A 19,492-nucleotide genomic window follows, 5' to 3' on the forward strand; every position below is an offset into this window, starting at 1 on the left:
CTCACCGCAGGGCAGGAATACAGACTGTACGGCCACGGCCGGGCGGGGTCACAACGCCTGAGCCGAACCGGTCTTCCGCCCACAGGACAATTCGTGACGAACCGGCAGAAACGGACAGGCAGCGGACTACTGCGCGGCCTTGCGCTCCGCGATCCGCTCGACCAGCCGGCGGTGCACCGTCGCGGGCAGCAGGTGCGAGACGTCGCCGCCGTACGAGGCGACCTCCTTGGCCAGCGTCGAGGAGAGGAAGCTGTACGTCGGCGAGGTCGGCAGGAACAGCGTCTCCACGCCGGTCAGGCCGTTGTTCATGTGCGCCATCTGCAGTTCGTAGTCGAAGTCGCTGACCGCGCGCAGGCCCTTGACGATCGCCGGGATGCCGCGCTCGCGGCAGTAGTCCACCAGCAGGCCCTGGTGCGACTCGACCACCACGTTGCCGAACTCCGCGGTGACCTCCTCGATCAGGCCGATCCGCTCCGCGATGCTGAACATGCCCTGCTTGTTCGGGTTCACCAGGACCGCGACGTGCACCACGTCGTACAGCTTCGAGGCGCGCTCGATGATGTCGAGGTGGCCGTTGTGGATCGGGTCGAACGAACCGGGACAGACGGCTCGACGCATGGCGTGTGTGCTCCCTCGTGGGGTGACGGCTGCTGCGGGCCGCGGCCCGCTACTCGTGATCGCCGGCCGCGGCGGCGGCGCGACCGTACCAGAGCGTGCCCTCGCCGTAGCGGCGGGAGCGCAACTCCTCGAAACCCTCGGGCCAGTCGAACCTGCCGCCGCGGGTGCTGCGCTCCACGGTGACGAGTGCCTCGTCCGCGAGCCAGCCTCCAGCCGACAGTGTGATCAGCATCTCGCGCAGTTCCTCGTCCGTCACGGCATACGGCGGATCGAGGAACACCAGGTCGTACGGGCTCTGCGGAGACGGCCCGACGATCACCTTCTCCGCCTTCGCGGCCCGTACCTCGGCGCCCGGCAGGCCGATCGTGCGGACGTTCTCCCGGATCACCCGGGCCGCCTGGCTGTCGGCCTCGACCAGCAGGACGTGCTCTGCGCCGCGCGACAGCGCCTCCAGGCCGACCGCGCCCGATCCGCCGAACAGGTCCAGCATCCGGGCCCCGTGCAGGGTGCCGTGCAGCGCCTCCAGGGTGGAGAACATCGCCTCACGGGCCTTGTCGGAGGTCGGGCGGGTGCCCCGGCCGGGCGGTACGGCCAGCCGGCGGCCGCCGGCCGCCCCGGCGATCACGCGGGTCATGGTGGTGGGAGGTCCTTTCGTCGCTGCCCGACCACGCTATCCCGATCACCGCACCGCGCTCACGCCGGACGGGCGCGGCCCGGCAGGAACATCCCGCCGGGCCGCACTCCTGCACGCGGTGCTCAGCTCGCCTCGGAGCCCGCCGACTGGGCCGGGACGCCCGCGCCGAGCAGGGCCGGCGAGGCGTAGCGGGACCAGGACAGGCAGCCGTCGGGCGGGCAGAACTCGGGGCGGCGCGGGTCGTGCCCGAGCTCGCGCAGCTTGGTCCGGACGGAGTCGGGCGTACGGCCGAAGCGGGCGGCGATCCGGGCGATGGTCTCGCCGTCGTGGAAGCGCCGGACCAGCTCCTCCTCGTGCTGCGGCACCCAGGGGGCGCCGTGGCCGGGGTACAGCTCGCGCAGCACGTCGCGGTCGGGGATGGGCTCGGAGACGTCGGCGACGATCGCCAGCGCCCGCAGCGCGCGGTTGAGCGCGATCCGCAGCGAGGCGACGTCCTCGACCGGCAGGCGGAGCTTGCCCGAGGCGAGCGGCGAGGCGGCCGCCCCCTCACGCCAGCCGGTCAGGGTGAGGGTGACCTCGCGGTCGTCGTCGCTGGCGAGTTCGATCCGGAAGACCTTGTCGCCCAGCGGGAGCTCGTTGAGATGACGGAATGCCATGGCATGACCCCCAAGTGTCGCGCCAGGTACGCACCTTGGGGGTGCGCCCTGAACACCTTCATTCTCTCGCGGGGGTCTGACAATCCGGCCCGTCCGAGGACCCCTCAGCCCTTCTCCATGTAGGCCGCGCGGTCCTCGTCGAGCAGGCTCTCCAGCGCGGTGCGCAGCTCCGGGTGGGCGGCCAGGTCCGGGTCCTCGGCGACCAGCCGGGTGGCCTCGGTGCGGGCGGTGACGATGACCTCCTCGTCCTCCAGCACCGAGAGCACCTTGAGCGAGGACCTCACCCCGGACTGGGCCTGGCCCAGCACGTCGCCCTCGCGGCGCTGTTCGAGGTCGATCCGGGACAGCTCGAAGCCGTCCAGGGTGCCCGCCACCGCGTCCAGCCGGGCCCTTGCGGCGCTGCCCCCGGGCATCTCGCTGACCAGCAGGCACAGGCCCGCCGCACTGCCGCGACCGACCCGGCCGCGCAGCTGGTGGAGCTGGGAGACGCCGAAGCGGTCGGCGTCCATGATGACCATCGCGGTGGAGTTGGGGACGTTGACGCCGACCTCGATCACGGTGGTGGCGACCAGCACGTCCACCTCACCGGCCGCGAAGCGGCGCATCACCTCGTCCTTGGCCTCCGGCACGAGCCGGCCGTGCAGGATCTCCACCCGCAGGCCGCTCAGCGAGCCCTTCGTCAGCTTCTCCGCCGTCTCCACCACCGAGAGCGGGGGCCGCCGTTCGTCGCTCGCGGCGCCTTCGCCGGCGACCTCCTCGAAGTCCTCCTCGGCGGCCTTGCGGCGCTTCTTCTTCGGGTCGGCGGCGGGCTCCTCGTCCCCGATCCGGGGGCAGACCACGTACGCCTGGTGGCCCTTGGCGACCTCCTCGCGGACCCGTTCCCAGGCCCGGGTGAGGAAGTTGGGCTTCTCCAGTGCCGGGACGACGTGGGTGGAGATCGGCGAGCGGCCGGCCGGCAGCTGGTCCAGGACGGAGGTCTCCAGGTCCCCGAAGACCGTCATCGCGACGGTGCGCGGGATCGGGGTGGCGGTCATCACCAGCAGGTGCGGCGGCTGCTCGCCCTTGGCGCGCAGCGCGTCCCGCTGCTCGACGCCGAAGCGGTGCTGCTCGTCCACCACGACCAGGCCGAGGTCCTGGAACTGCACCTTGTCCTCGATCAGTGCGTGGGTGCCGATGGCGATCCCGGCGTCCCCGCAGGCCATGTCGAGCAGCGCCTGACGACGGGCGGCGACGCCCATCGAGCCGGTCAGCAGCACCACCCGGGTGGCGTGCTCGGAGCCGCCGAGCATGCCGCCCTCCGCCAGGTCGCCCATCATCTCGACGATCGAGCGGTGGTGCTGCTGGGCGAGCACCTCGGTGGGCGCCAGCAGCACCGCCTGGCCGCCCGCGTCCACCACGGCGAGCATGGCGCGCAGCGCGACCAGCGTCTTCCCGGAGCCGACCTCGCCCTGGAGCAGCCGGTGCATCGGGTGTTCGGTGGCGAGGTCGGCGGCGATCTCGGCGGAGACCTTCTGCTGGCCCTCGGTGAGGGTGAACGGCAGCCGGGCGTCGAAGGCGTCCAGCAGACCGCCCTCGCGGGCCCTGCGCGGTTTGGCGGGCAGGGCGGAGTCGGCGGCCCGGCGCTGCGCGAGGGCGACCTGGAGCACGAAGGCCTCGTCCCAGCGCAGCCGGCTCTGGGCGCGCTCGCGGTCGGCGTGGCTGCGCGGGCGGTGGATCAGCTCCAGCGCCTCGGGCAGCGGAATCAGGTCGTGCCGCTCGCGCAGTTCGGCGGGCAGCGGTTCGCCGACGTCGCCGAGGTGCTTGGTGAGGGCCGTCTCGATGCAGATCGACAGCTTCCAGCTGGGCATCTGTGCGCTGGCGCCGTACACCGGGATGAGCCGGCCGGCGAACTGCTCCGCGGCGTCGGACCCGGTGTCCTCGTCGAGCAGCTGGTAGTCCGGCGAGACCAGCTGGCGGGTCCGGTTGAAGACCCCGACCTTGCCCGCGAACAGGCCCTGGGCGCCGGGCTTGAGCTCCTTCTGCCGCCAGCCCTGGTTGAAGAAGACCAGCGAGAGCCGGCTGCGGCCGTCGGTGACGACGACCTCCAGCCGGTCGCCCTTGCGGCCCCGGAACGGGATCAGGGTGACCTTCTCGATCCGGGCCAGCACGGTGACGTGCTCGTCGATCTCCAGCTCGTCCAGGCTGGTGAGCTGGCCGCGTTCGACGTAGCGGCGCGGGTAGTGGTGCAGCAGGTCCCCGACCGTGCGCAGCTTGAGGCTGTCGGCGAGCACCTTCGCGGTGCGGTCGCCGACGAGCTTGGTCAGTGGTTCATCGAGAGCGCCCATCAGGCCCCTGTTTACACCAAGGCACCGACGAACAGGCCCTACTCCACCCCGATGAGCAGCGGCGCCGGCTCCTGTCCGCCCTGGAAGACCACCGCGTCCACCTCGGGCCGCCGGTGCCGGACGTGGGAGACCAGCCGTTCGGCGAGCGCCTCGTCGGTGCCCTCGCCGAGGATCAGGGTGACCAGTTCGCCGCCCGCCCCGAGCATCCGGTCCAGCACGCTCTCGCCGACCTCGGCCAGCCCGGCGCCGATCACCGCGACGTCGCCGTCGATCAGCCCGAGCACGTCCCCGGCCTGGCAGACCCCGGCCATCGTCCAGGACTCCCCCTCGGCGACGGCCAGTTCGGCGTACCGGGTGGCCCCGGCGGCGGAGGTCATGGCGACCACGTCCTCGTCGAAGCGGCGGCCGCCCTCGTGCACCGCCAGCGCCGCCAGGCCCTGCACCGGCGAGCGGGTGGGCAGGACGGCGATCCGCACCCCCTCCTCGCGCAGCTGGTCGGCGGCGGCCCCGGCGGCGGCGCGCAGCTCGGGGTCGTTGAGCAGCAGGACGACCTCGCGGGCGGCCGAGCGGCGCACCGCGGCGGCGAGTTCGGCGCTGGCCGGCGGGCGGTCCGGGTCGGCGTGCAGGACGACGGCGCCGGCCTGCTCGCAGAGTTCGGCCAGGCCCTCGCCGGAGACCACCGAGAGCACCGCGCGGGCACGTTCCTCGCGCTCGCCGCGCTCGGCGGTGGTGCCGGCCCGGGCGGCGGCCTCGGCGAAGTGGGTGATCCGGATCTGGTGCGGGCGCCCCGCCCCGACCCCGGCCTCCACGGCGGCGCCCGCGTCGTCCACGTGGACGTGCACGTTCCACAGGCCGTCGCCGCCGCCGATCACCAGCGAGTCGCCGAGCTCGCCGAGCCGCTCGCGCAGCGCGGGCAGCGCCTCGTCGGGGGCGTCCAGCAGGTAGATGACCTCGAAGGCGGGGTGGCCGGGGCCGGGCGGCCTGAGGTGCGTCTCACAGCTCTCGACGGCCCGGACGTCCCCGCGCAGCGCGACCGGCCCCATCGGCTGCTGTCCGGCGACGGCGTCGGCGAGCGCGCCGAGGACGGCCACCAGGCCGCGCCCGCCGGCGTCCACCACCCCGTTCTCGGCCAGTACGGCGAGCTGTTCGGGGGTGTGCCGCAGCGCGTCCCGGGCGGCCCGGTGGGCGGTGTCGGCGACCTGCGCGAGCCCGTCCCCGGCCCGGACGGCCTCCCGGGCGGCGACCCGGGCGACGGTCAGCAGGGTGCCCTCGACGGGCTCCGCGACGGCCTGGTACGCGGAGTCGGCGGCCCGTTGCAGGGCGGCCCGCAGCTGTTCGGCGCCGCCTCCCTCGGCCAGCGTCTCGGCGGTGCCGCGCAGCCACTGGGCGAGGATCACCCCGGAGTTGCCGCGGGCGCCGACCAGTGCGCCGCGGGCCATCGCCCGGACCGTGTCGGCCAGCCCGGGGGCCGGGTCGACGGCGGGGTCGGCGAAGCGGCTCTCCACCTCGGCGGCGGCGGACTCGACGGTCAGGTAGAGGTTGGTGCCGGTGTCGCCGTCCGGGACGGGATAGACGTTGAGCGCGTCGATCTCCTCGCGGGCCTGGCCGAGCGCGCGCAGCGCGAGCTGGCACCAGGTGCGCACGGCCGGGGCGTCGAGCGTGTGCAGCACCAGGTCTCCTCCGGATGGGACGCCGCGGTGGCCCGAGTGGCAGCGGCACGGTCGGGCCGGCGGCGAGGGGTGATACCGGCAGGTTATCGGGGCGGGGCAGGGCCGTCCGGACCGGCGACCGGAGCGATCACTCGGCCGGTCATGGTAGTTTCGTGGGACGGAAGCAAGCGTTGTATGCTCTTCCGGTTGCCTGGAACCGTCCAGGCTCACCCCCTTGTCCGGTCCGGTTCACGTGAGTGTTCTGGTGGGTGAGCGGGGTTTTCGAAAGTATCTGATCTGAAGTCTTGGAGTGACTCCTGTGGCTGCCAACTGCGACGTCTGCGGCAAGGGGCCGGGCTTCGGCAACAGCATCTCCCACTCTCACCGCCGTACCCCCCGTCGTTGGAACCCCAACATCCAGACGGTGCGCGCTGTGATTGGGCGGACGCCGAAGCGGCTCAACGTCTGCACCTCGTGCATCAAGGCCGGTAAGGTCTCGCGCTGACGCGCAGACCGGCATGCCGGTCCTCCAGTGAGCCGGTTCATCCTCGGATGGGCCGGCTTCGCTGTTTCCGTGGCCGGCTACGCCGTTTTCCGGACTCACCGGTGGTGGGCGGGCTCCCTTGAGGAGCCCGCCCACCATTGCTTTTCCGGGGTGTTCAGCGCCAGCGCCAGGCGTGGTCGACCGGGCCGATGCCGGCGCCCAGGGCGAAGCCCCCGGCGATCGCGCCGGTGACGTACTCCTTGGCCGAGGCCACCGCCTGCGGCAGCGGCTCGCCCTTGGCCAGGCCGGCCGCGATCGCGCTGGCCAGGGTGCAGCCGGTGCCGTGGGTGTGCCGGTTGTCGTGGCGCGGCGCCCGGAACCAGTGCACCTCCTCCGGTCCGCCGTACAGCAGGTCGGCGGCCTCGCCCGCCAGGTGGCCGCCCTTGACCAGCGCCCAGCGCGGCCCGAGGTCGACCAGCGCCTTGGCGGCGTCCAGCATCTGCGACTCGTCCTCGACGGTCAGCCCGGTGAGCTGGGTCACCTCGTGCAGGTTGGGGGTGGCCAGGGTGGCGACCGGCAGCAGCTTCTCGCGGACGGTGGCGACGGCTTCGGCGACCAGCAGCGCGTCCCCGTGCTTGGAGACCCCGACCGGGTCGACCACCACCGGGGCGTCCACCCCGGCGAGCAGCTCGGAGACGGTCTCGACGAGTTCGACCGAGGCGAGCATGCCGGTCTTCACGGCCTGCACCCCGATGTCGTCCACCACGCTGCGGAACTGCGCCCGGACGGCTTCGGCGGGCAGTTCCCAGTAACCCTGGACACCGAGCGAGTTCTGCGCGGTGACGGCGGTGATCACGCTCATGCCGTGGACGCCGAGGGCGAGCATCGCCTTGAGGTCGGCCTGGATGCCGGCGCCGCCGCCGGAGTCGGAGCCGGCGACGGTGAGCACGCGGGGAGGTGCCTCGGAGGGGCCGCGCGACGGGGGTGCCCCCGGACGGAGTCCGGGGGAGAGCCGGCCGGGGGCTGGGGTGGGAGACGGGAGGGCCATGGACCCCAACCTACCCGCGCGGTTTCAGAGCACCGCCTCGGACTCCGTCCAGCGGTCCTTCGGCACCGTCTTCAGCCGGGTCACCGCCTCGCTGAGCGGCCGCAGCTCGATGCCGGTCCGGCGCAAGGCCGTGAAGTGCCCGAACGCCCCCTGGTGGACGGCTTCCACCGCGTGCCAGCCGAAGCGGGTGGCGAGCACCCGGTCCCGGGCGGTCGGGGTGCCGCCGCGCTGGACGTGGCCGAGGATGACCGGGCGGGCCTCCTTGCCGAGCAGGTTCTCCAGTTCGTGGGCGAGCCGGTTGCCGATCCCGCCGAAGGTCCGGTGGCCGTACTGGTCGACCTCGCCGTGGTCGAAGCGCATGGTGCCGGGCACCGGGGAGGCGCCCTCGGCGACGGCGATGATGGCGAACTTCTTGCCGCGCGCGAAGCGGTCCTCGATTATCCGGGCCACCGCCTCGATGTCGAAGGGTTTCTCCGGGATCAGGATGCCGTGCGCACCGCCCGCCATGCCCGCGGTGAGGGTGATCCAGCCGGTGTGCCGTCCCATCAACTCGACCACCATGACGCGCTGGTGGGACTCGGCGGTGGTCTTCAGCCGGTCGATCGCCTCGGTCGCGACGTGCACGGCGGTGTCGAAGCCGAAGGTCACGTCGGTGGCCTCGATGTCGTTGTCGATGGTCTTCGGCACCCCGACCACGGGCAGTCCGGCGTCGCTGAACTGCTTGGCGGCGGTCAGCGTCCCCTCCCCGCCGATCGCGATCAGCGCGTCGATGCCGATCTCCCGGGCCAGCGCCTTGGCGTTCTCCACCGCCCAGGCGATCCGGTCCCGCCGCACCCGGGCCGAGCCCAGGATGGTGCCGCCGAGGGTGAGCAGGCCGGTGACGTCGTCGTGCGAGACCGTCCGGGTGCGGCCCTCGATCAGCCCGAGGAAGCCGTCCAGGATGCCGACGATCTCGTCCCCGTGGACGTCGGTGCCCCGGTGCACCACCGATCGGATCACCGCGTTGAGGCCGGGGCAGTCGCCGCCGCTGGTCAGTACACCGATCCGCATGTCTGGTGTGCTCCCGCTCGCAGTGGTTCGGACCACCCGCACCGGACGGGCGGGCTGGGATGTCGCCAGCGTACGCAAAACGCACCCGCGACGCCCGTCCCCCCGCACGCCGGGACGTCACGCGCCGCCCACCGTACGGGGATCCGCGCGGGCCGCGCGCTACTCGGCGAAGTGGTCCCAGCCGCCGACCCGGTCCCAGGGCGCGCCGTCCACCGTGACCCGGCCGCTGCGGCTGCCCGTCGGGCGGCCGGTCACCTCGCCCACCACCCGCCAGCGGGCCGGGAGTTGGACCCCGCGCGGGAAGGTGGCCACGATCGCGTGGTCCTCGCCTCCGGAGAGCACCCAGACCAGCGGGTCCACCCCGACCGCCTGGCCGATGTCGGCCATCTGCGCCGGGACGTCGAAGTCGGCGGCCCTGAGGTCGATGTCCACCTGGCTGGCCCGGGCCACGTGGCCGAGGTCGGCGACCAGCCCGTCGCTCACGTCGATCATCGAGGTCGCGCCCAGCTCGGACGCCGCCGGACCCGCGTGGTACGGCGGTTCGGGCCGGCGGTGCGCCTCGACGAAGGCGCGCGGGGAGCGGAAGCCGCGCTGGAGCACGGTGAGGCCGGCGGCCGACCAGCCGAGCCAGCCGGTCACCGCGACCACGTCGCCGACCTGCGCGCCGGCGCGTGTCACCGCCGCACGCCCCTGAAGGTCTCCGAGCGCCGTGATGGCCAGCGTGACGGTGTCGCCGCGCACCACGTCGCCGCCGACCACCGTCGCCCCGGCCACCTGGCACTCGTCGCGCAGCCCGTCCATCAACTCGGTGGCCCAGGTGGTCGGCAGGTCCGCGGGGGCGACCAGGCCGAGCAGTATGGCGGTCGGCACCGCCCCCATCGCGGCCACGTCGGCGAGGTTCTGGGCGGCGGCCTTGCGGCCCACGTCGTAGGCGGTGGACCAGTCCCGGCGGAAGTGCCGGTTCTCGATCAGGACGTCCGTGGTCGCCACCACCCGGCCGTCCGGAGCCCGCACCACCGCGGCGTCGTCACCCGGGCCGAGGTCGACCGCATCGGTGAGCGGCACCCGGGCGGTCAGCTCCCTGATGAGGCCGAACTCGCCGAGCTCGCCCACGGTCCCCTGCATCTGCCGTCCTCTCGCGTTTCCATCCGATTCGGTCCCCGTCGCGCTCCCCCGCGCGCAGCGTACGCCCTTCGGGGGCCTCGGGGTCTCCCCTCCCCGGCCCGCTGCGCGGTAGCGTGGTGATCAGCCTGCCGGTGAGCCCACCCACCCACACGCCTGACCGGGCGATCACGGCGGCGATCCCCCCTAACCGGCCGCCGGGAGGTCCTCGTGGTACAGGCATACATCCTGATCCAGACCGAGGTTGGGAAGGCCACCGCCGTGGCCGGGACCATCTCCGAGCTGCCCGGCGTGCTCACCGCCGAGGATGTCACCGGCCCCTACGACGTGATCGTCAAGGCCGAGGCCGAGACGGTGGACGAGCTGGGCCGCATGGTGGTGGCCCGGGTCCAGAAGGTCGAGGGCATCACCCGCACCCTCACCTGTCCCGTGGTGCACCTGTAGGTCCGGGACGCCCGGGGACTGTTGTCGGACGCCCCGCAGTCGGGAGTGCGACGACGGGTCCCGGGCCCCGGATACCATCGGCGGGTGGCCAGAGAACTGCGCGTCCCCAAGGTGCTGACCGCCCTGCCGGCCCCGGTCCGCTGGCTGGCCCTGCCCGTCGCGCTGATCTGCACGGTCGTGGTGCTGGTCGGCAGCTGGGGCCCGGCCGACCCGAGGATCGAGATCCCTCGGCCGAGCGGCAGGGCGGCCGAGTACTGCCGCTCGCTCGCCGCCGCGCTGCCCGCCGAACTGCTCGGGCACGCCCGCAGGGATCCGTCGCCCGCCTCGCCGTACGTGGCCGCCTGGGGCGATTCGCCCCGGACGGTGCTGCGCTGCGGCGTCGACCGGCCGGAGGAGCTGGACGGCGACCACGCCGCGGACTGGTCCCCGAGCGTCGACGGCGTCACCTGGTGGTCGCAGAAGCTCGCCGGCGGCGGCTACCGCTTCGTGACGACCATGCGCGCCGCCTACGTCGAGGTGACCGTCCCTGCCGGGGCCGCGCAGAACCCCTTCGACCCGGCGGCCGCCCTGAGCGGCGCGGTCAAGGCCAACGTCCCGGGCTGAGCCGGGCGACGGCCGGGGCCTGACGGGACGTACCGAGGGCGGGCCGGGAGCTTCCGGCCCGCCCTCCGCCGCAGGACCCGCTAGCGCAGCCCGGTCGAACGCCGCAGCGCCGTCCCGAGCAGCCGGTCGATCAGCTCCGGGTACGTGACCCCGCTGGCCTCCCACATCTTGGGGAACGCCGAGATCGGGGTGAAGCCGGGCATGGTGTTGATCTCGTTGATCATCCAGGTGCCGTCCTCCAGCAGGAAGAAGTCCACCCGGGCCAGGCCCTCGCAGCCGAGCGCCTCGAAGGCCTCGACCGCCTGGCGCTGGATCTCGGCGAGCTGCTCGGCGGTGAGCTTCGCCGGGATCTGCACCTCGGAGGAGTCGATGTACTTGGCCTCGAAGTCGTAGAAGTCGTAGCCCTCGCCGACCAGGACCTCGCCGGCCACGCTGGCCCGCGGGCCGTCCTCGAACTCCAGCACGCCGCACTCGATCTCGCGGCCGGTGACGCCCGCCTCGATGATCAGCTTGGGGTCGTGCCGGCGGGCCTCCTCGATCGCGGCGTCGAGGTCGGCCAGGTCCTTCACCTTGGTGATGCCGATGCTGGAACCGGCCCGGCAGGGCTTCACGAACAGCGGCAGGCCCAGCTCGGCGGCCCGCTCGCGCACCGCCGCGCGGCCCGCCTCGGACTCCCACTCGCGCGGCCGCACGATGGTGTAGCGGCCGACGTCCAGACCGTGCGAGGCCAGGATCCGCTTGGCGAACTCCTTGTCCATCCCGGCCGCGCTGGCCAGCACGCCGTTGCCGACGTACGGGACGCCGGAGAGCTCCAGCAGGCCCTGGAGCGTGCCGTCCTCGCCCCACGGGCCGTGCAGCAGCGGGAACACCACGTCGACCTCGCCGAGGGCCTTGGGGGCGCTGCCCGGCTCGGTCAGGACCACCTCGCGGTTGCCCGGGGCGGCCGGCAGCGCGACCTGGCCGTCGACGCCCTCGGCGACGTGCGCCACGTCCGGCAGCTTCCCGTCGGTGATGGCCATCCGGGCCGGCTCGTCGCTGGTCAGCGCCCAGCGGCCCTCGTGCGTGATGCCGATCGGCAGCACGTCGTACTTGTCGCGGTCGATCGCCCTGAGCACACTGCCCGCGGTGGAGACCGAGATCGCGTGCTCGGAGCTTCGCCCGCCGAAGACCAGCGCGACGCGCGGCTTCCGGTCGGGCCGGTTCGGGGAGGTCTGTTCGATGCTCATATCGGGTTTGAGACTACCGTGCGAGGTTCTACCGGAAAGTAGGCGGCGCCGGGGGAGCCGGGCGCCGCCGCGGGACTCAGCGCCGCTCCGCCTTCGCCGAACGCGACATCAGCGCCTGCAGCGCCTCCTGGGTCGGCCGCCCGTTGTGCACCACGTCCACCACGGCCTCGACGATCGGCATGTCGACCCCGTTGCGCCGGGCCAGGTCCAGCACCGACTCGCAGGACTTGACGCCCTCCGCGGTCTGCCGGGTGGCCGCGATGGTCTCCGCGAGCGACATGCCCCGGCCCAGATTCATGCCGAAGGTGTTGTTGCGCGACAGCGGCGAGGAACAGGTGGCCACCAGGTCGCCCATCCCGGCGAGCCCGGCGAAGGTGTGCGGGTCCGCACCCAGCACCTCGCCGAGCCGGGTGGTCTCGGCCAGCCCGCGGGTGATCAGCGTCGCCTTGGTGTTGTCGCCGAGCCCCATGCCGGCCGCCATGCCGACCGCCAGGCCGATCACGTTCTTGACCGCACCGCCGAGTTCGCAGCCCACCACGTCGGTGTTGGTGTACGGCCGGAAGTACGGCGTGTGGCAGGCCGCCTGGAGCCGCTTGGCGACCGCCTCGTCGGAGCAGGCGACCACACTGGCCGCGGGCTGCCGGTTGGCGATCTCCTTGGCCAGGTTGGGACCGCTGACCACCGCGACGCGCTCCGGACCGACCCCGGTGACCTCGTCGATCACCTCGCTCATCCGCTTGGCGGTGCCGAGTTCGATGCCCTTCATCAGGCTCACCAGCACGGTCTGCGGCTCGATCAGCGGCGTCCAGGCGGCCAGGTTGTCGCGCAGCGTCTGCGAGGGCACCACGAGCACCGCGAAGTCGGCGCCGGCCAGCGCCTCGGCGGCGTCGGTGGTGGCCCGCACGGTGTCGGGCAGCCGGACGCCCGGCAGGTAGTCCGGGTTCTCGTGGGTGGAGTTGACGGCGTCCACCAGCTCCTGGCGACGGGCCCACAGCACGACCTCGCAGCCGGCGTCGGCGAGCACCATCGCGAACGCGGTGCCCCAGGAGCCGGTCCCCATCACGGCGCAGCGGGTCACTTGCCGGCCTCCCCGGCGCCCGTGCCCGGCCCGCCCTTGGCGCGCCGGCGCTCGGCCAGCGCGGCCGCGGCACGCTCCCGGGCGGCCTTGCGCATGTCGTAGCGCTCGGCCGGCGGTTCCTCGCCCCGGACCTCGGCCAGCACGGCGGTGATCGCCGTCATGATGTCCTCGGTCGCGTCGGCGAGCACCTGGGCGGTGAGCTCCTGCCCCTGGTACTTGCTCAGGTCCACCGGCGGCCCGGCCGCGACGGTGACCTTGTGCCGCGGGAAGAGGTTGAACTTGCCCTTCCCGTAACCGGGCCGGCCGTACGGCGGGATGATCTCGTGGGCGCCCCAGTGCGCGACCGGGATGACCGGCGCACCGGTCACCAGCGCGACCCGGGCGACCCCGCTCTTGCCGGTCATCGGCCACAGGTCCGGGTCCCGGGTGAGCGTGCCCTCCGGGTAGAACTGCACGCACTGACCGCCGTTGACCGCGTCGATCGCGGCCCTGAACGCCTGCGCGGCGTCGGTGGACTCGCGGAACACCGGAATCTGGCCGGTCTTGCGCAGCATGAATCCGATGAAGGGGACCGAGAACAGCGAGGACTTGCCGAGAATGCGCGGCGGACGTCCGCTGTTGTACTGCCAGTGCGCGTAGATCACCGGATCGATGATCGAATTGTGGTTCACCGCGGCGATGAATCCGCCGCTCTTCGGAATGTGCTCCCAGCCCCGCCAGTCCGGCTTCACCAGGGCGGTCGTCACCGGCTTCACCAGCACGGCCGCGAAGCGGTACCAGATGCCGTAGTCGGCGTTGCCGAACTTGGCGTACGAGCGGCGGGCCACCCCAGCTCCTTCTCATCCGATGCGGCATCGAGTGCCGCGGTCATGGCGTCCCGGTGCCGCGCACCGATTCCACCGGCGCCCGGGCCACGGGCGCGGACCAGTGTCGCCCGCCCGCTCACCGGCTGTCGAGCAACCGCGCCAACCCGCCCGGCGGGCGTGATCAAACGCACGTCCCCACAGCTCGGACGGCCTGGCGAGGGCTCCGGGACCGGCGCCACAATGACGCCGATGACCCAGGACACCGTACGCCCCAGCGGGCCCGTCGCGCCCCCTGCACCCACGGCCGGCTGGTCGCTGGTGCTTCCGCTCAAGCCGCTCGCCCTGGCCAAGAGCAGACTGGCGCCGTACGCCGGGCCGCACCGGGCCGACCTGGCACTGTCCTTCGCGCTGGACACCGTCACCGCCGCCCTGGCCACCCCGGGCGTCGACCGGGTCCTGGTGGTCACCCGGGACTCCACGGCCGGCCCCCTGCTGGCCGCGCTCGGTGCACTCGTGGTCGCCGACGAGCCCGGCGGCGGCCTCAACCGGGCACTGGCGCACGGCGCCGCGGCCGCCCTGGCACTGGCCCCGCGGGCCCCGCTGGCGGCCCTCTCGGCGGACCTCCCGGCGCTGCGCCCGGCCGAACTGGCCCGGGTGCTGGGAGCGGTGCCGCCGGACGGCCGGGCCTTCCTGCCGGACTCCCCCGGCCTCGGCACCACGCTGCTCGCCTGCACCCCCGGCCACCCGCTCTCCCCCGCGTTCGGGGACGGCTCGCGGGCCCGGCACGCGGCCGGCGGAGCGCTCGAACTGCGTCTCGCGGACGTGGAGTCGGTGCGCCGGGACGTGGACACCGGGACGGACCTCGGCCAGGCCGCGGTGCTCGGCCTCGGCCCGCACACCAGCGCGCTGTTCGCCGCCCTGAGCCTGCCCTGAGCCTGCCCTGAGCCCGTCCTGAGCCCCTCCCGGACGCCGCCCGCACGCCTCCCGGCCCCGTCCCGGCCCGGCGTCGGCCTGCCCCGGGTCCGGACCGGCCCGCTCGCTATGCTGCTCGCATGCAGGCCACCGCGTTCACCTTCGACCCCGCCACCCGGGCCGGCTCCGTGCTGCTCGACGACGGGACCCCGGTGCCGTTCGACGCGGCCGCCTTCGACGCCGGCGGCCTGCGGCTGCTGCGCCCCGGCCAGCGGGTGCGGATCCGCACCGAGGGCACCGGCGAGGCCCGCCGGGTGGTCTTCGTGACGCTCCAGACCTTCCCCGACCCGGCCGAGGGCTGACGGCCCCCCGGCACCGCCGGGCCGGTCCGCGCCCCGCCGCACCACGCCCGGGACACCTCCGGTGCCGCCGCACGCCGTCGATTCCTGACTAAGCGCCCGGAAATCGAAAGAGCCGCGGCGACCGGTTTCCGTGAATTCACGGAAGGGGGTGCCGCGGCTCTGGACCGAAGGCCGTCCGGGGACGGTCGCGCGGGACTTACTTGGCAGAGGTCTTGCGCGCGGTGGTCTTGCGGGTGGCGGTCTTCTTCGCCGGCGCCGTCTTCTTGGCCGTGGCGGTCGCCTTCTTGGCGGTGGCCGTGGTCTTCTTGGCGGCAGCCGTGGTGGTCGCCTTCTTCGCCGCGGCCGTCTTCTTGGTCGCGGCGGCCTTGGTCGCGGCGGCCGTGGTCTTCTTGGCAGCGGTGGTCTTCGCGACCGTGGTCTTCGCGGCGGCCTTCTTGGCGGTGGCCGTGGTCTTCTTGGCGGCGGTGGTCTTCGCGGCCGTGGTGGCAGCCTTCTTGGCGGCGGCCGTGGTCGCCGTCTTCTTGGCGGCGGCCTTCTTGGTGGCCGGGGCGGCGGCGGCAGCGGCGGCACGCTTGGTGGCGGCACGCTTGGCGGCCGGGGTGGCGGCCACGCCGCTCTTGCCCGGGGTGAGGGAGCCCTTGGGGGCCTTCTTCACCGAGGGGCCTTCCTTCGGCAGCTTCTTGCTGCCGCTGACCAGGTCCTTGAAGCCCTGACCCGGACGGAAGCGCGGGACCGAGGTCTTCTTGACCTTGACCCGCTCGCCGGTCTGCGGGTTGCGGGCGAAGCGCGCGGAGCGCTCCACCTTCTCGAAGGTGCCGAACCCGGTGACCGAAACCCGGTCACCGGCCACAACGGCACGGACCATGGTGTCGAGCACTGCGTCGACGGCCTCTGCGGCAGCCTTGCGACCGCCCAGCTGCTCGGCCACCGCTTCGACAAGCTGAGCCTTGTTCACGTCTTCCCCTTCGGAAACGGGCGCCGGATGATTCCATCCGTTCTTTTCGCACGTTAGGTATGTATCTGCGGACTTTCAATTACCAAACGCGCGAATCACCCTAGTGTCGCAATGGATTTGCGCGTCGGCGACCTCAGTCGAGCGGCGGGGGCCCCTCGTCGAGGTCATGTACAAAGCGACTCAACCGCCTTGCCGCCTCCGGAAGATCGCGCTTGGCGGTCTCGGTGACGATGAGGAGTTGACGGGTGAGAGCGGTCTTTGCATCGGCAGACACGTTCAGCGCATGCACGCGGGCGTGAGCTTGCTTCAACCGCTCGGCCACAAGCGCGTAGAGCGCTGCGACTTCCTGGTCGTCCGGCCCCTCAGCTGGCGCGGAGGTGACGTCCGGCCGATCGTCAATTCGGCGTTCGGATGGCCGGCCCATGGAGTCCTCAGCCGCGGGTTCGCCGCCCGCGTACGGAGGTTCATGGTGCCGGTGCATGTACTGATTGTGCCATCTACCCGCAGTTGTACTTGCGCGGGGCCCTCTTCCGCAAAGCCAAATGGGCAATCCGGGGCGGGCCCCGGCGCTAACTCGCGCTCCGGAACGCCGGATGGCCCGGCCCCCCCGAGGGGGGCGCGGGCCATCCGGCGGATCGTCAGAATGCTTGTTCTGAAGGGAACTCAGGCAACCGGCAGAGTACGCGGCTTGAAGGCCGGGCGGGTCGCTTCGAAGGTCGCGATGTCGGCCTCGTTCCGCAGGGTGATGCTGATGTCGTCCAGGCCGTTGAGCAGCCGCCACCGGACGTTGTCGTCCAGTTCGAAGGTCGCCGTGACGCCCTCGGCACGGACTTCGCGCGCCTCCAGGTCGACGGTGATCTCGGCCGAAGGGTCACTCTCGGTGAGCGCCCAGAGCCGTTCCACGGTCTCCTGCGGCAGGACGACCGTCAGCAGGCCGTTCTTCAGCGAGTTGCCCCGGAAGATGTCGGCGAAGCGGGACGAGACGACCACGTGGAAGCCGTAGTTCTGGAGCGCCCAGACGGCGTGCTCCCGGGAGGAGCCGGTGCCGAACTCGGGGCCGGCCACCAGGACCGTGGCACCCTGCCGCTCGGGCCGGTTGAGGATGAACGACTCGTCCTTGCGCCAGGCTTCGAACAGGCCGTCCTCGAAACCGGATCGGGTGACCTTCTTGAGCCAGTGGGCCGGGATGATCTGGTCGGTGTCCACGTTGCTGCGGCGCAGCGGGACGGCCCGGCCGGTGTGGGTGGTGAACTTCTCCATGGCTCAGGCCTCCACGGCAGCGACGTCGGCGGTCAGGTCGGAGGGGGCCGCGAGGCGGCCCAGCACGGCGGTCGCGGCGGCGACCTGCGGGGAGACCAGGTGGGTGCGGCCACCCTTGCCCTGCCGGCCCTCGAAGTTGCGGTTCGAGGTGGAGGCGCAACGCTCCCCCGGGGCGAGTTGGTCGGGGTTCATGCCCAGGCACATCGAGCAACCCGCGTGGCGCCACTCGGCACCGGCCGCGGTGAAGACCTTGTCCAGGCCCTCCTCGACGGCCTGGAGGGCGACCCGGACGGACCCGGGGACCACCAGCATCCGCACGCCGTCGGCGATCCGGCGGCCCTCCACGACGGCCGCGGCGGCCCGCAGGTCCTCGATCCGGCCGTTGGTGCAGGAGCCGACGAAGACGGCGTCGACCTTCACCTCGCGCAGCGGGGTGCCGGCCTCCAGGCCCATGTACGCCAGGGCGTTCTCGGCGGCCTGGCGCTCCTGCGGGTCGGCGAAGGAGGCCGGGTCCGGCACGTCCGAGCCCAGCGGGGCGCCCTGGCCCGGGTTGGTGCCCCAGGTGACGAACGGGGTCAGCTCGCTCGCGTCGATGAAGATCTCGTGGTCGAAGACCGCGTCCTCGTCGGTGCCCAGCGTCCTCCAGTACGCGACGGCGGCGTCCCAGTCCTCGCCCTGCGGGGCGTGCGGGCGGTCCTGGAGGTAGGCGAAGGTGGTCTCGTCCGGGGCGATCATGCCGGCCCGGGCGCCGGCCTCGATCGACATGTTGCAGACGGTCATCCGGGCCTCCATGGACAGGCTCCGGATCGCCGAACCGCGGTACTCCAGAACGTAGCCCTGGCCGCCGCCGGTGCCGATCTTCGCGATGACGGCCAGGATCAGGTCCTTGGCGGTGACGCCCTCGGGCAGTTCGCCCTCGACGGTGACCGCCATGGTCCGGAACGGCGCCAGCGGCAGGGTCTGGGTGGCCAGCACGTGCTCGACCTGGCTGGTGCCGATGCCGAACGCCAGCGCGCCGAAGGCGCCGTGGGTCGAGGTGTGGGAGTCGCCGCAGACCACGGTCATGCCGGGCTGGGTCAGGCCGAGCTGCGGGCCGACGACGTGCACGACGCCCTGCTCGACGTCACCGAGCGAGTGGATCCGGACGCCGAACTCGGCGGCGTTCCTGCGCAGGGTCTCCAACTGCACCTTGGAGACCGGGTCCGCGATCGGCTTGTCGATGTCCAGGGTGGGGGTGTTGTGGTCCTCGGTGGCGATCGTCAGATCGGTGCGGCGGACCGTGCGGCCGGCCAGCCGCAGCCCGTCGAAGGCCTGCGGGCTGGTGACCTCGTGGAGCAGGTGCAGGTCGATGAAGAGGAGGTCGGGCTCGCCCTCCGCCCGCCGCACGACGTGGTCGTCCCAGACCTTCTCTGCGAGTGTCCGTCCCATCGGATTCCCTCCAGCCGGCCGCGTTGCCGGCCTTCTCGTGTCGTCGGGGTCAAAGCGTGTGCGCCGCCCGGTGCGGGGCACGTTCGCGAGACCTGCACGCCGGATCACCGTCCACCATGCGGACGCCCGGACGGGGCCGCATCCTGGATGCCTCCCGGGCTGCTTCCCTCCAGAGTGGCGCTTTTCCCGGAAGTTTGAACTTGCGTCTCGCAGAATGAGACCGCAGTCTTAGCGCATGGACAACACCAGCGGCGTCGGCGTCATCGACAAGGCCGCTCTGGTGCTCGGCGTCGCCGTCGGCAGCACCCTGCCCATGAAGGCCGGCTCCGCCACCCCCGGCCGCCTCCACGCCCAGGCCGTCGTCGAAGCCGCCAACCGCCTCACCGAAGCCCTCCGCCGCACCTGACGGAACCCCGCCGAACGCCGAAAGGGCCCCGCCGGCAACCCGGCGGGGCCCTTCGATGCATTTCCGGAGAAAACAAAAAGACCCCGGAACCGGGGTCTTCCCAATTTCTGGCTGGGGTACCAGGACTCGAACCTAGACTAAATGAACCAGAATCACTCGTGCTGCCAATTACACCATACCCCAACACAAAGCAAGGGCCGATGGGCGAGCCCACCGGCTTCCTGCTCTGAAGTACCCCCGACCGGATTCGAACCGGCGCTACTGCCGTGAGAGGGCAGCGTGCTAGGCCGCTACACAACGGGGGCTTTCCAGGTGATCCCTTGCGGGATCAGTACCCCCGACCGGATTCGAACCGGCGCTACTGCCGTGAGAGGGCAGCGTGCTAGGCCGCTACACAACGGGGGCTTTCCAGGTGATCCCTTGCGGG

At 72.6% G+C, this 19,492-nt stretch carries 21 protein-coding genes and 3 tRNA genes; 6 read left to right on the plus strand and 18 right to left on the minus strand.

Annotated features, from left to right (window positions below; translation table 11 throughout):
* Positions 1-126: 126 nt before the first annotated feature.
* The 5 genes from coaD to AB0O11_RS26470 all read right to left on the minus strand — a co-directional run bounded on the left by coaD (position 127) and on the right by AB0O11_RS26470 (position 5,902).
* Positions 127-618: a pantetheine-phosphate adenylyltransferase gene (gene coaD / locus AB0O11_RS26450; RefSeq protein WP_224278593.1), complete on the minus strand. Its 492-nt coding sequence runs from the start codon at positions 616-618 to the stop codon at positions 127-129.
* A gap of 49 nt (positions 619-667) precedes the next feature.
* Positions 668-1,252, minus strand: coding sequence for a 16S rRNA (guanine(966)-N(2))-methyltransferase RsmD (gene rsmD / locus AB0O11_RS26455; RefSeq protein WP_363391779.1), 585 nt, complete (start codon positions 1,250-1,252; stop codon positions 668-670).
* 122 nt (positions 1,253-1,374) lie between these two features.
* Positions 1,375-1,908 carry a hypothetical protein gene (locus AB0O11_RS26460; protein WP_224278597.1) on the minus strand — a complete coding sequence of 178 codons (534 nt, stop codon included), beginning with the start codon at positions 1,906-1,908 and terminating at the stop codon, positions 1,375-1,377.
* A 104-nt stretch (positions 1,909-2,012) separates the two neighbouring features.
* Complete coding sequence (gene recG, locus AB0O11_RS26465) at positions 2,013-4,232, minus strand: ATP-dependent DNA helicase RecG (RefSeq protein ID WP_363391781.1); 2,220 nt, start codon at positions 4,230-4,232, stop codon at positions 2,013-2,015.
* 38 nt (positions 4,233-4,270) lie between these two features.
* On the minus strand, positions 4,271-5,902 hold the full coding sequence (locus AB0O11_RS26470; RefSeq protein WP_363391783.1) for a DAK2 domain-containing protein: 1,632 nt from the start codon (positions 5,900-5,902) through the stop codon (positions 4,271-4,273).
* A gap of 298 nt (positions 5,903-6,200) precedes the next feature.
* Between AB0O11_RS26470 and rpmB the strand changes: the two genes are divergently transcribed.
* Complete coding sequence (gene rpmB / locus AB0O11_RS26475) at positions 6,201-6,386, plus strand: 50S ribosomal protein L28 (protein ID WP_014138233.1); 186 nt, start codon at positions 6,201-6,203, stop codon at positions 6,384-6,386.
* Between the two features lie 154 nt (positions 6,387-6,540).
* On the opposite strand, the gene thiD is transcribed toward rpmB, so the two are convergent.
* The 3 genes from thiD to AB0O11_RS26490 all read right to left on the minus strand — a co-directional run bounded on the left by thiD (position 6,541) and on the right by AB0O11_RS26490 (position 9,588).
* Positions 6,541-7,314, minus strand: a complete 774-nt coding sequence (gene thiD / locus AB0O11_RS26480) for a bifunctional hydroxymethylpyrimidine kinase/phosphomethylpyrimidine kinase (RefSeq protein WP_363391785.1) — start codon at positions 7,312-7,314, stop codon at positions 6,541-6,543.
* Between the two features lie 123 nt (positions 7,315-7,437).
* On the minus strand, positions 7,438-8,463 hold the full coding sequence (locus AB0O11_RS26485) for an ATP-dependent 6-phosphofructokinase (RefSeq protein ID WP_363391787.1): 1,026 nt from the start codon (positions 8,461-8,463) through the stop codon (positions 7,438-7,440).
* Between the two features lie 159 nt (positions 8,464-8,622).
* Complete coding sequence (locus AB0O11_RS26490) at positions 8,623-9,588, minus strand: thiamine-phosphate kinase (RefSeq protein WP_363391789.1); 966 nt, start codon at positions 9,586-9,588, stop codon at positions 8,623-8,625.
* A 207-nt stretch (positions 9,589-9,795) separates the two neighbouring features.
* On the opposite strand from AB0O11_RS26490, the gene AB0O11_RS26495 reads away from it, so the two are divergent.
* The gene (locus tag AB0O11_RS26495; RefSeq protein WP_363391791.1) at positions 9,796-10,029 is read left to right on the plus strand and encodes an Lrp/AsnC ligand binding domain-containing protein; all 234 of its coding nucleotides are present in this window, start codon (positions 9,796-9,798) and stop codon (positions 10,027-10,029) included.
* Positions 10,030-10,113: 84 nt separating this feature from the next.
* Positions 10,114-10,632, plus strand: a complete 519-nt coding sequence (locus AB0O11_RS26500) for a DUF3515 family protein (RefSeq protein ID WP_363391792.1) — start codon at positions 10,114-10,116, stop codon at positions 10,630-10,632.
* An 80-nt stretch (positions 10,633-10,712) separates the two neighbouring features.
* Here AB0O11_RS26500 and AB0O11_RS26505 read toward each other — a convergent pair whose 3' ends face one another.
* The 3 genes from AB0O11_RS26505 to AB0O11_RS26515 all read right to left on the minus strand — a co-directional run bounded on the left by AB0O11_RS26505 (position 10,713) and on the right by AB0O11_RS26515 (position 13,763).
* Positions 10,713-11,858 carry a D-alanine--D-alanine ligase family protein gene (locus AB0O11_RS26505; RefSeq protein ID WP_363391794.1) on the minus strand — a complete coding sequence of 382 codons (1,146 nt, stop codon included), beginning with the start codon at positions 11,856-11,858 and terminating at the stop codon, positions 10,713-10,715.
* Between the two features lie 76 nt (positions 11,859-11,934).
* The gene (locus AB0O11_RS26510; protein WP_363391796.1) at positions 11,935-12,936 is read right to left on the minus strand and encodes an NAD(P)H-dependent glycerol-3-phosphate dehydrogenase; all 1,002 of its coding nucleotides are present in this window, start codon (positions 12,934-12,936) and stop codon (positions 11,935-11,937) included.
* Positions 12,933-13,763 (minus strand): lysophospholipid acyltransferase family protein, encoded by an 831-nt coding sequence (locus tag AB0O11_RS26515; protein WP_363391798.1) that lies wholly within the window; start codon positions 13,761-13,763, stop codon positions 12,933-12,935. The genes AB0O11_RS26510 and AB0O11_RS26515 overlap by 4 nt, the downstream gene beginning before the upstream one ends.
* A gap of 228 nt (positions 13,764-13,991) precedes the next feature.
* Between AB0O11_RS26515 and cofC the strand changes: the two genes are divergently transcribed.
* Positions 13,992-14,675: a 2-phospho-L-lactate guanylyltransferase gene (gene cofC, locus AB0O11_RS26520; RefSeq protein WP_363391800.1), complete on the plus strand. Its 684-nt coding sequence runs from the start codon at positions 13,992-13,994 to the stop codon at positions 14,673-14,675.
* A 119-nt stretch (positions 14,676-14,794) separates the two neighbouring features.
* Positions 14,795-15,016 (plus strand): hypothetical protein, encoded by a 222-nt coding sequence (locus AB0O11_RS26525; RefSeq protein WP_030257846.1) that lies wholly within the window; start codon positions 14,795-14,797, stop codon positions 15,014-15,016.
* A 196-nt stretch (positions 15,017-15,212) separates the two neighbouring features.
* Here the strand turns inward: AB0O11_RS26525 and AB0O11_RS26530 are convergent, their stop codons facing one another.
* The 4 genes from AB0O11_RS26530 to leuC form a co-directional block, all read right to left on the minus strand.
* Positions 15,213-15,971: an HU family DNA-binding protein gene (locus tag AB0O11_RS26530; protein WP_363391802.1), complete on the minus strand. Its 759-nt coding sequence runs from the start codon at positions 15,969-15,971 to the stop codon at positions 15,213-15,215.
* A 133-nt stretch (positions 15,972-16,104) separates the two neighbouring features.
* A complete protein-coding gene (locus tag AB0O11_RS26535; protein WP_224284476.1) occupies positions 16,105-16,293 on the minus strand; it encodes a hypothetical protein in 189 nt (62 codons plus the stop codon).
* Between the two features lie 341 nt (positions 16,294-16,634).
* Positions 16,635-17,231, minus strand: coding sequence for a 3-isopropylmalate dehydratase small subunit (gene leuD / locus AB0O11_RS26540; RefSeq protein ID WP_363391804.1), 597 nt, complete (start codon positions 17,229-17,231; stop codon positions 16,635-16,637).
* A 3-nt stretch (positions 17,232-17,234) separates the two neighbouring features.
* Entirely contained in the window at positions 17,235-18,659 is a 1,425-nt protein-coding gene (gene leuC / locus AB0O11_RS26545) for a 3-isopropylmalate dehydratase large subunit (protein ID WP_363391805.1), read from the minus strand.
* A 235-nt stretch (positions 18,660-18,894) separates the two neighbouring features.
* Here leuC and AB0O11_RS26550 point away from each other — a divergent pair, with 235 nt between their 5' ends.
* Positions 18,895-19,065 (plus strand): hypothetical protein, encoded by a 171-nt coding sequence (locus tag AB0O11_RS26550; RefSeq protein ID WP_363391807.1) that lies wholly within the window; start codon positions 18,895-18,897, stop codon positions 19,063-19,065.
* Positions 19,066-19,173: 108 nt separating this feature from the next.
* On the opposite strand, the gene AB0O11_RS26555 is transcribed toward AB0O11_RS26550, so the two are convergent.
* The 3 genes from AB0O11_RS26555 to AB0O11_RS26565 form a co-directional block, all read right to left on the minus strand.
* A tRNA-Gln gene (locus tag AB0O11_RS26555) sits at positions 19,174-19,248 on the minus strand.
* A gap of 49 nt (positions 19,249-19,297) precedes the next feature.
* Positions 19,298-19,370 (minus strand) — tRNA-Glu (locus AB0O11_RS26560).
* Positions 19,371-19,397: 27 nt separating this feature from the next.
* Positions 19,398-19,470, minus strand: a tRNA-Glu gene (locus AB0O11_RS26565).
* Between the last annotated feature and the right edge of the window lie 22 nt (positions 19,471-19,492).

Source organism: Kitasatospora sp. NPDC093102 (assembly GCF_040683915.1).
Classification (GTDB): domain Bacteria; phylum Actinomycetota; class Actinomycetes; order Streptomycetales; family Streptomycetaceae; genus Kitasatospora.

Coding starts and splice junctions, on each gene's coding strand:
- coaD (WP_224278593.1), bottom strand. CDS start 618: ATGCGTCGAGCCGTCTGTCCCGGTTCGTTCGACCCGATCCACAACGGC.
- rsmD (WP_363391779.1), bottom strand. CDS start 1,252: ATGACCCGCGTGATCGCCGGGGCGGCCGGCGGCCGCCGGCTGGCCGTA.
- AB0O11_RS26460 (WP_224278597.1), bottom strand. CDS start 1,908: ATGGCATTCCGTCATCTCAACGAGCTCCCGCTGGGCGACAAGGTCTTC.
- recG (WP_363391781.1), bottom strand. CDS start 4,232: ATGGGCGCTCTCGATGAACCACTGACCAAGCTCGTCGGCGACCGCACC.
- AB0O11_RS26485 (WP_363391787.1), bottom strand. CDS start 8,463: ATGCGGATCGGTGTACTGACCAGCGGCGGCGACTGCCCCGGCCTCAAC.
- AB0O11_RS26490 (WP_363391789.1), bottom strand. CDS start 9,588: ATGCAGGGGACCGTGGGCGAGCTCGGCGAGTTCGGCCTCATCAGGGAG.
- AB0O11_RS26505 (WP_363391794.1), bottom strand. CDS start 11,858: ATGAGCATCGAACAGACCTCCCCGAACCGGCCCGACCGGAAGCCGCGC.
- cofC (WP_363391800.1), top strand. CDS start 13,992: ATGACCCAGGACACCGTACGCCCCAGCGGGCCCGTCGCGCCCCCTGCA.
- AB0O11_RS26525 (WP_030257846.1), top strand. CDS start 14,795: ATGCAGGCCACCGCGTTCACCTTCGACCCCGCCACCCGGGCCGGCTCC.
- leuD (WP_363391804.1), bottom strand. CDS start 17,231: ATGGAGAAGTTCACCACCCACACCGGCCGGGCCGTCCCGCTGCGCCGC.
- leuC (WP_363391805.1), bottom strand. CDS start 18,659: ATGGGACGGACACTCGCAGAGAAGGTCTGGGACGACCACGTCGTGCGG.
- AB0O11_RS26550 (WP_363391807.1), top strand. CDS start 18,895: ATGGACAACACCAGCGGCGTCGGCGTCATCGACAAGGCCGCTCTGGTG.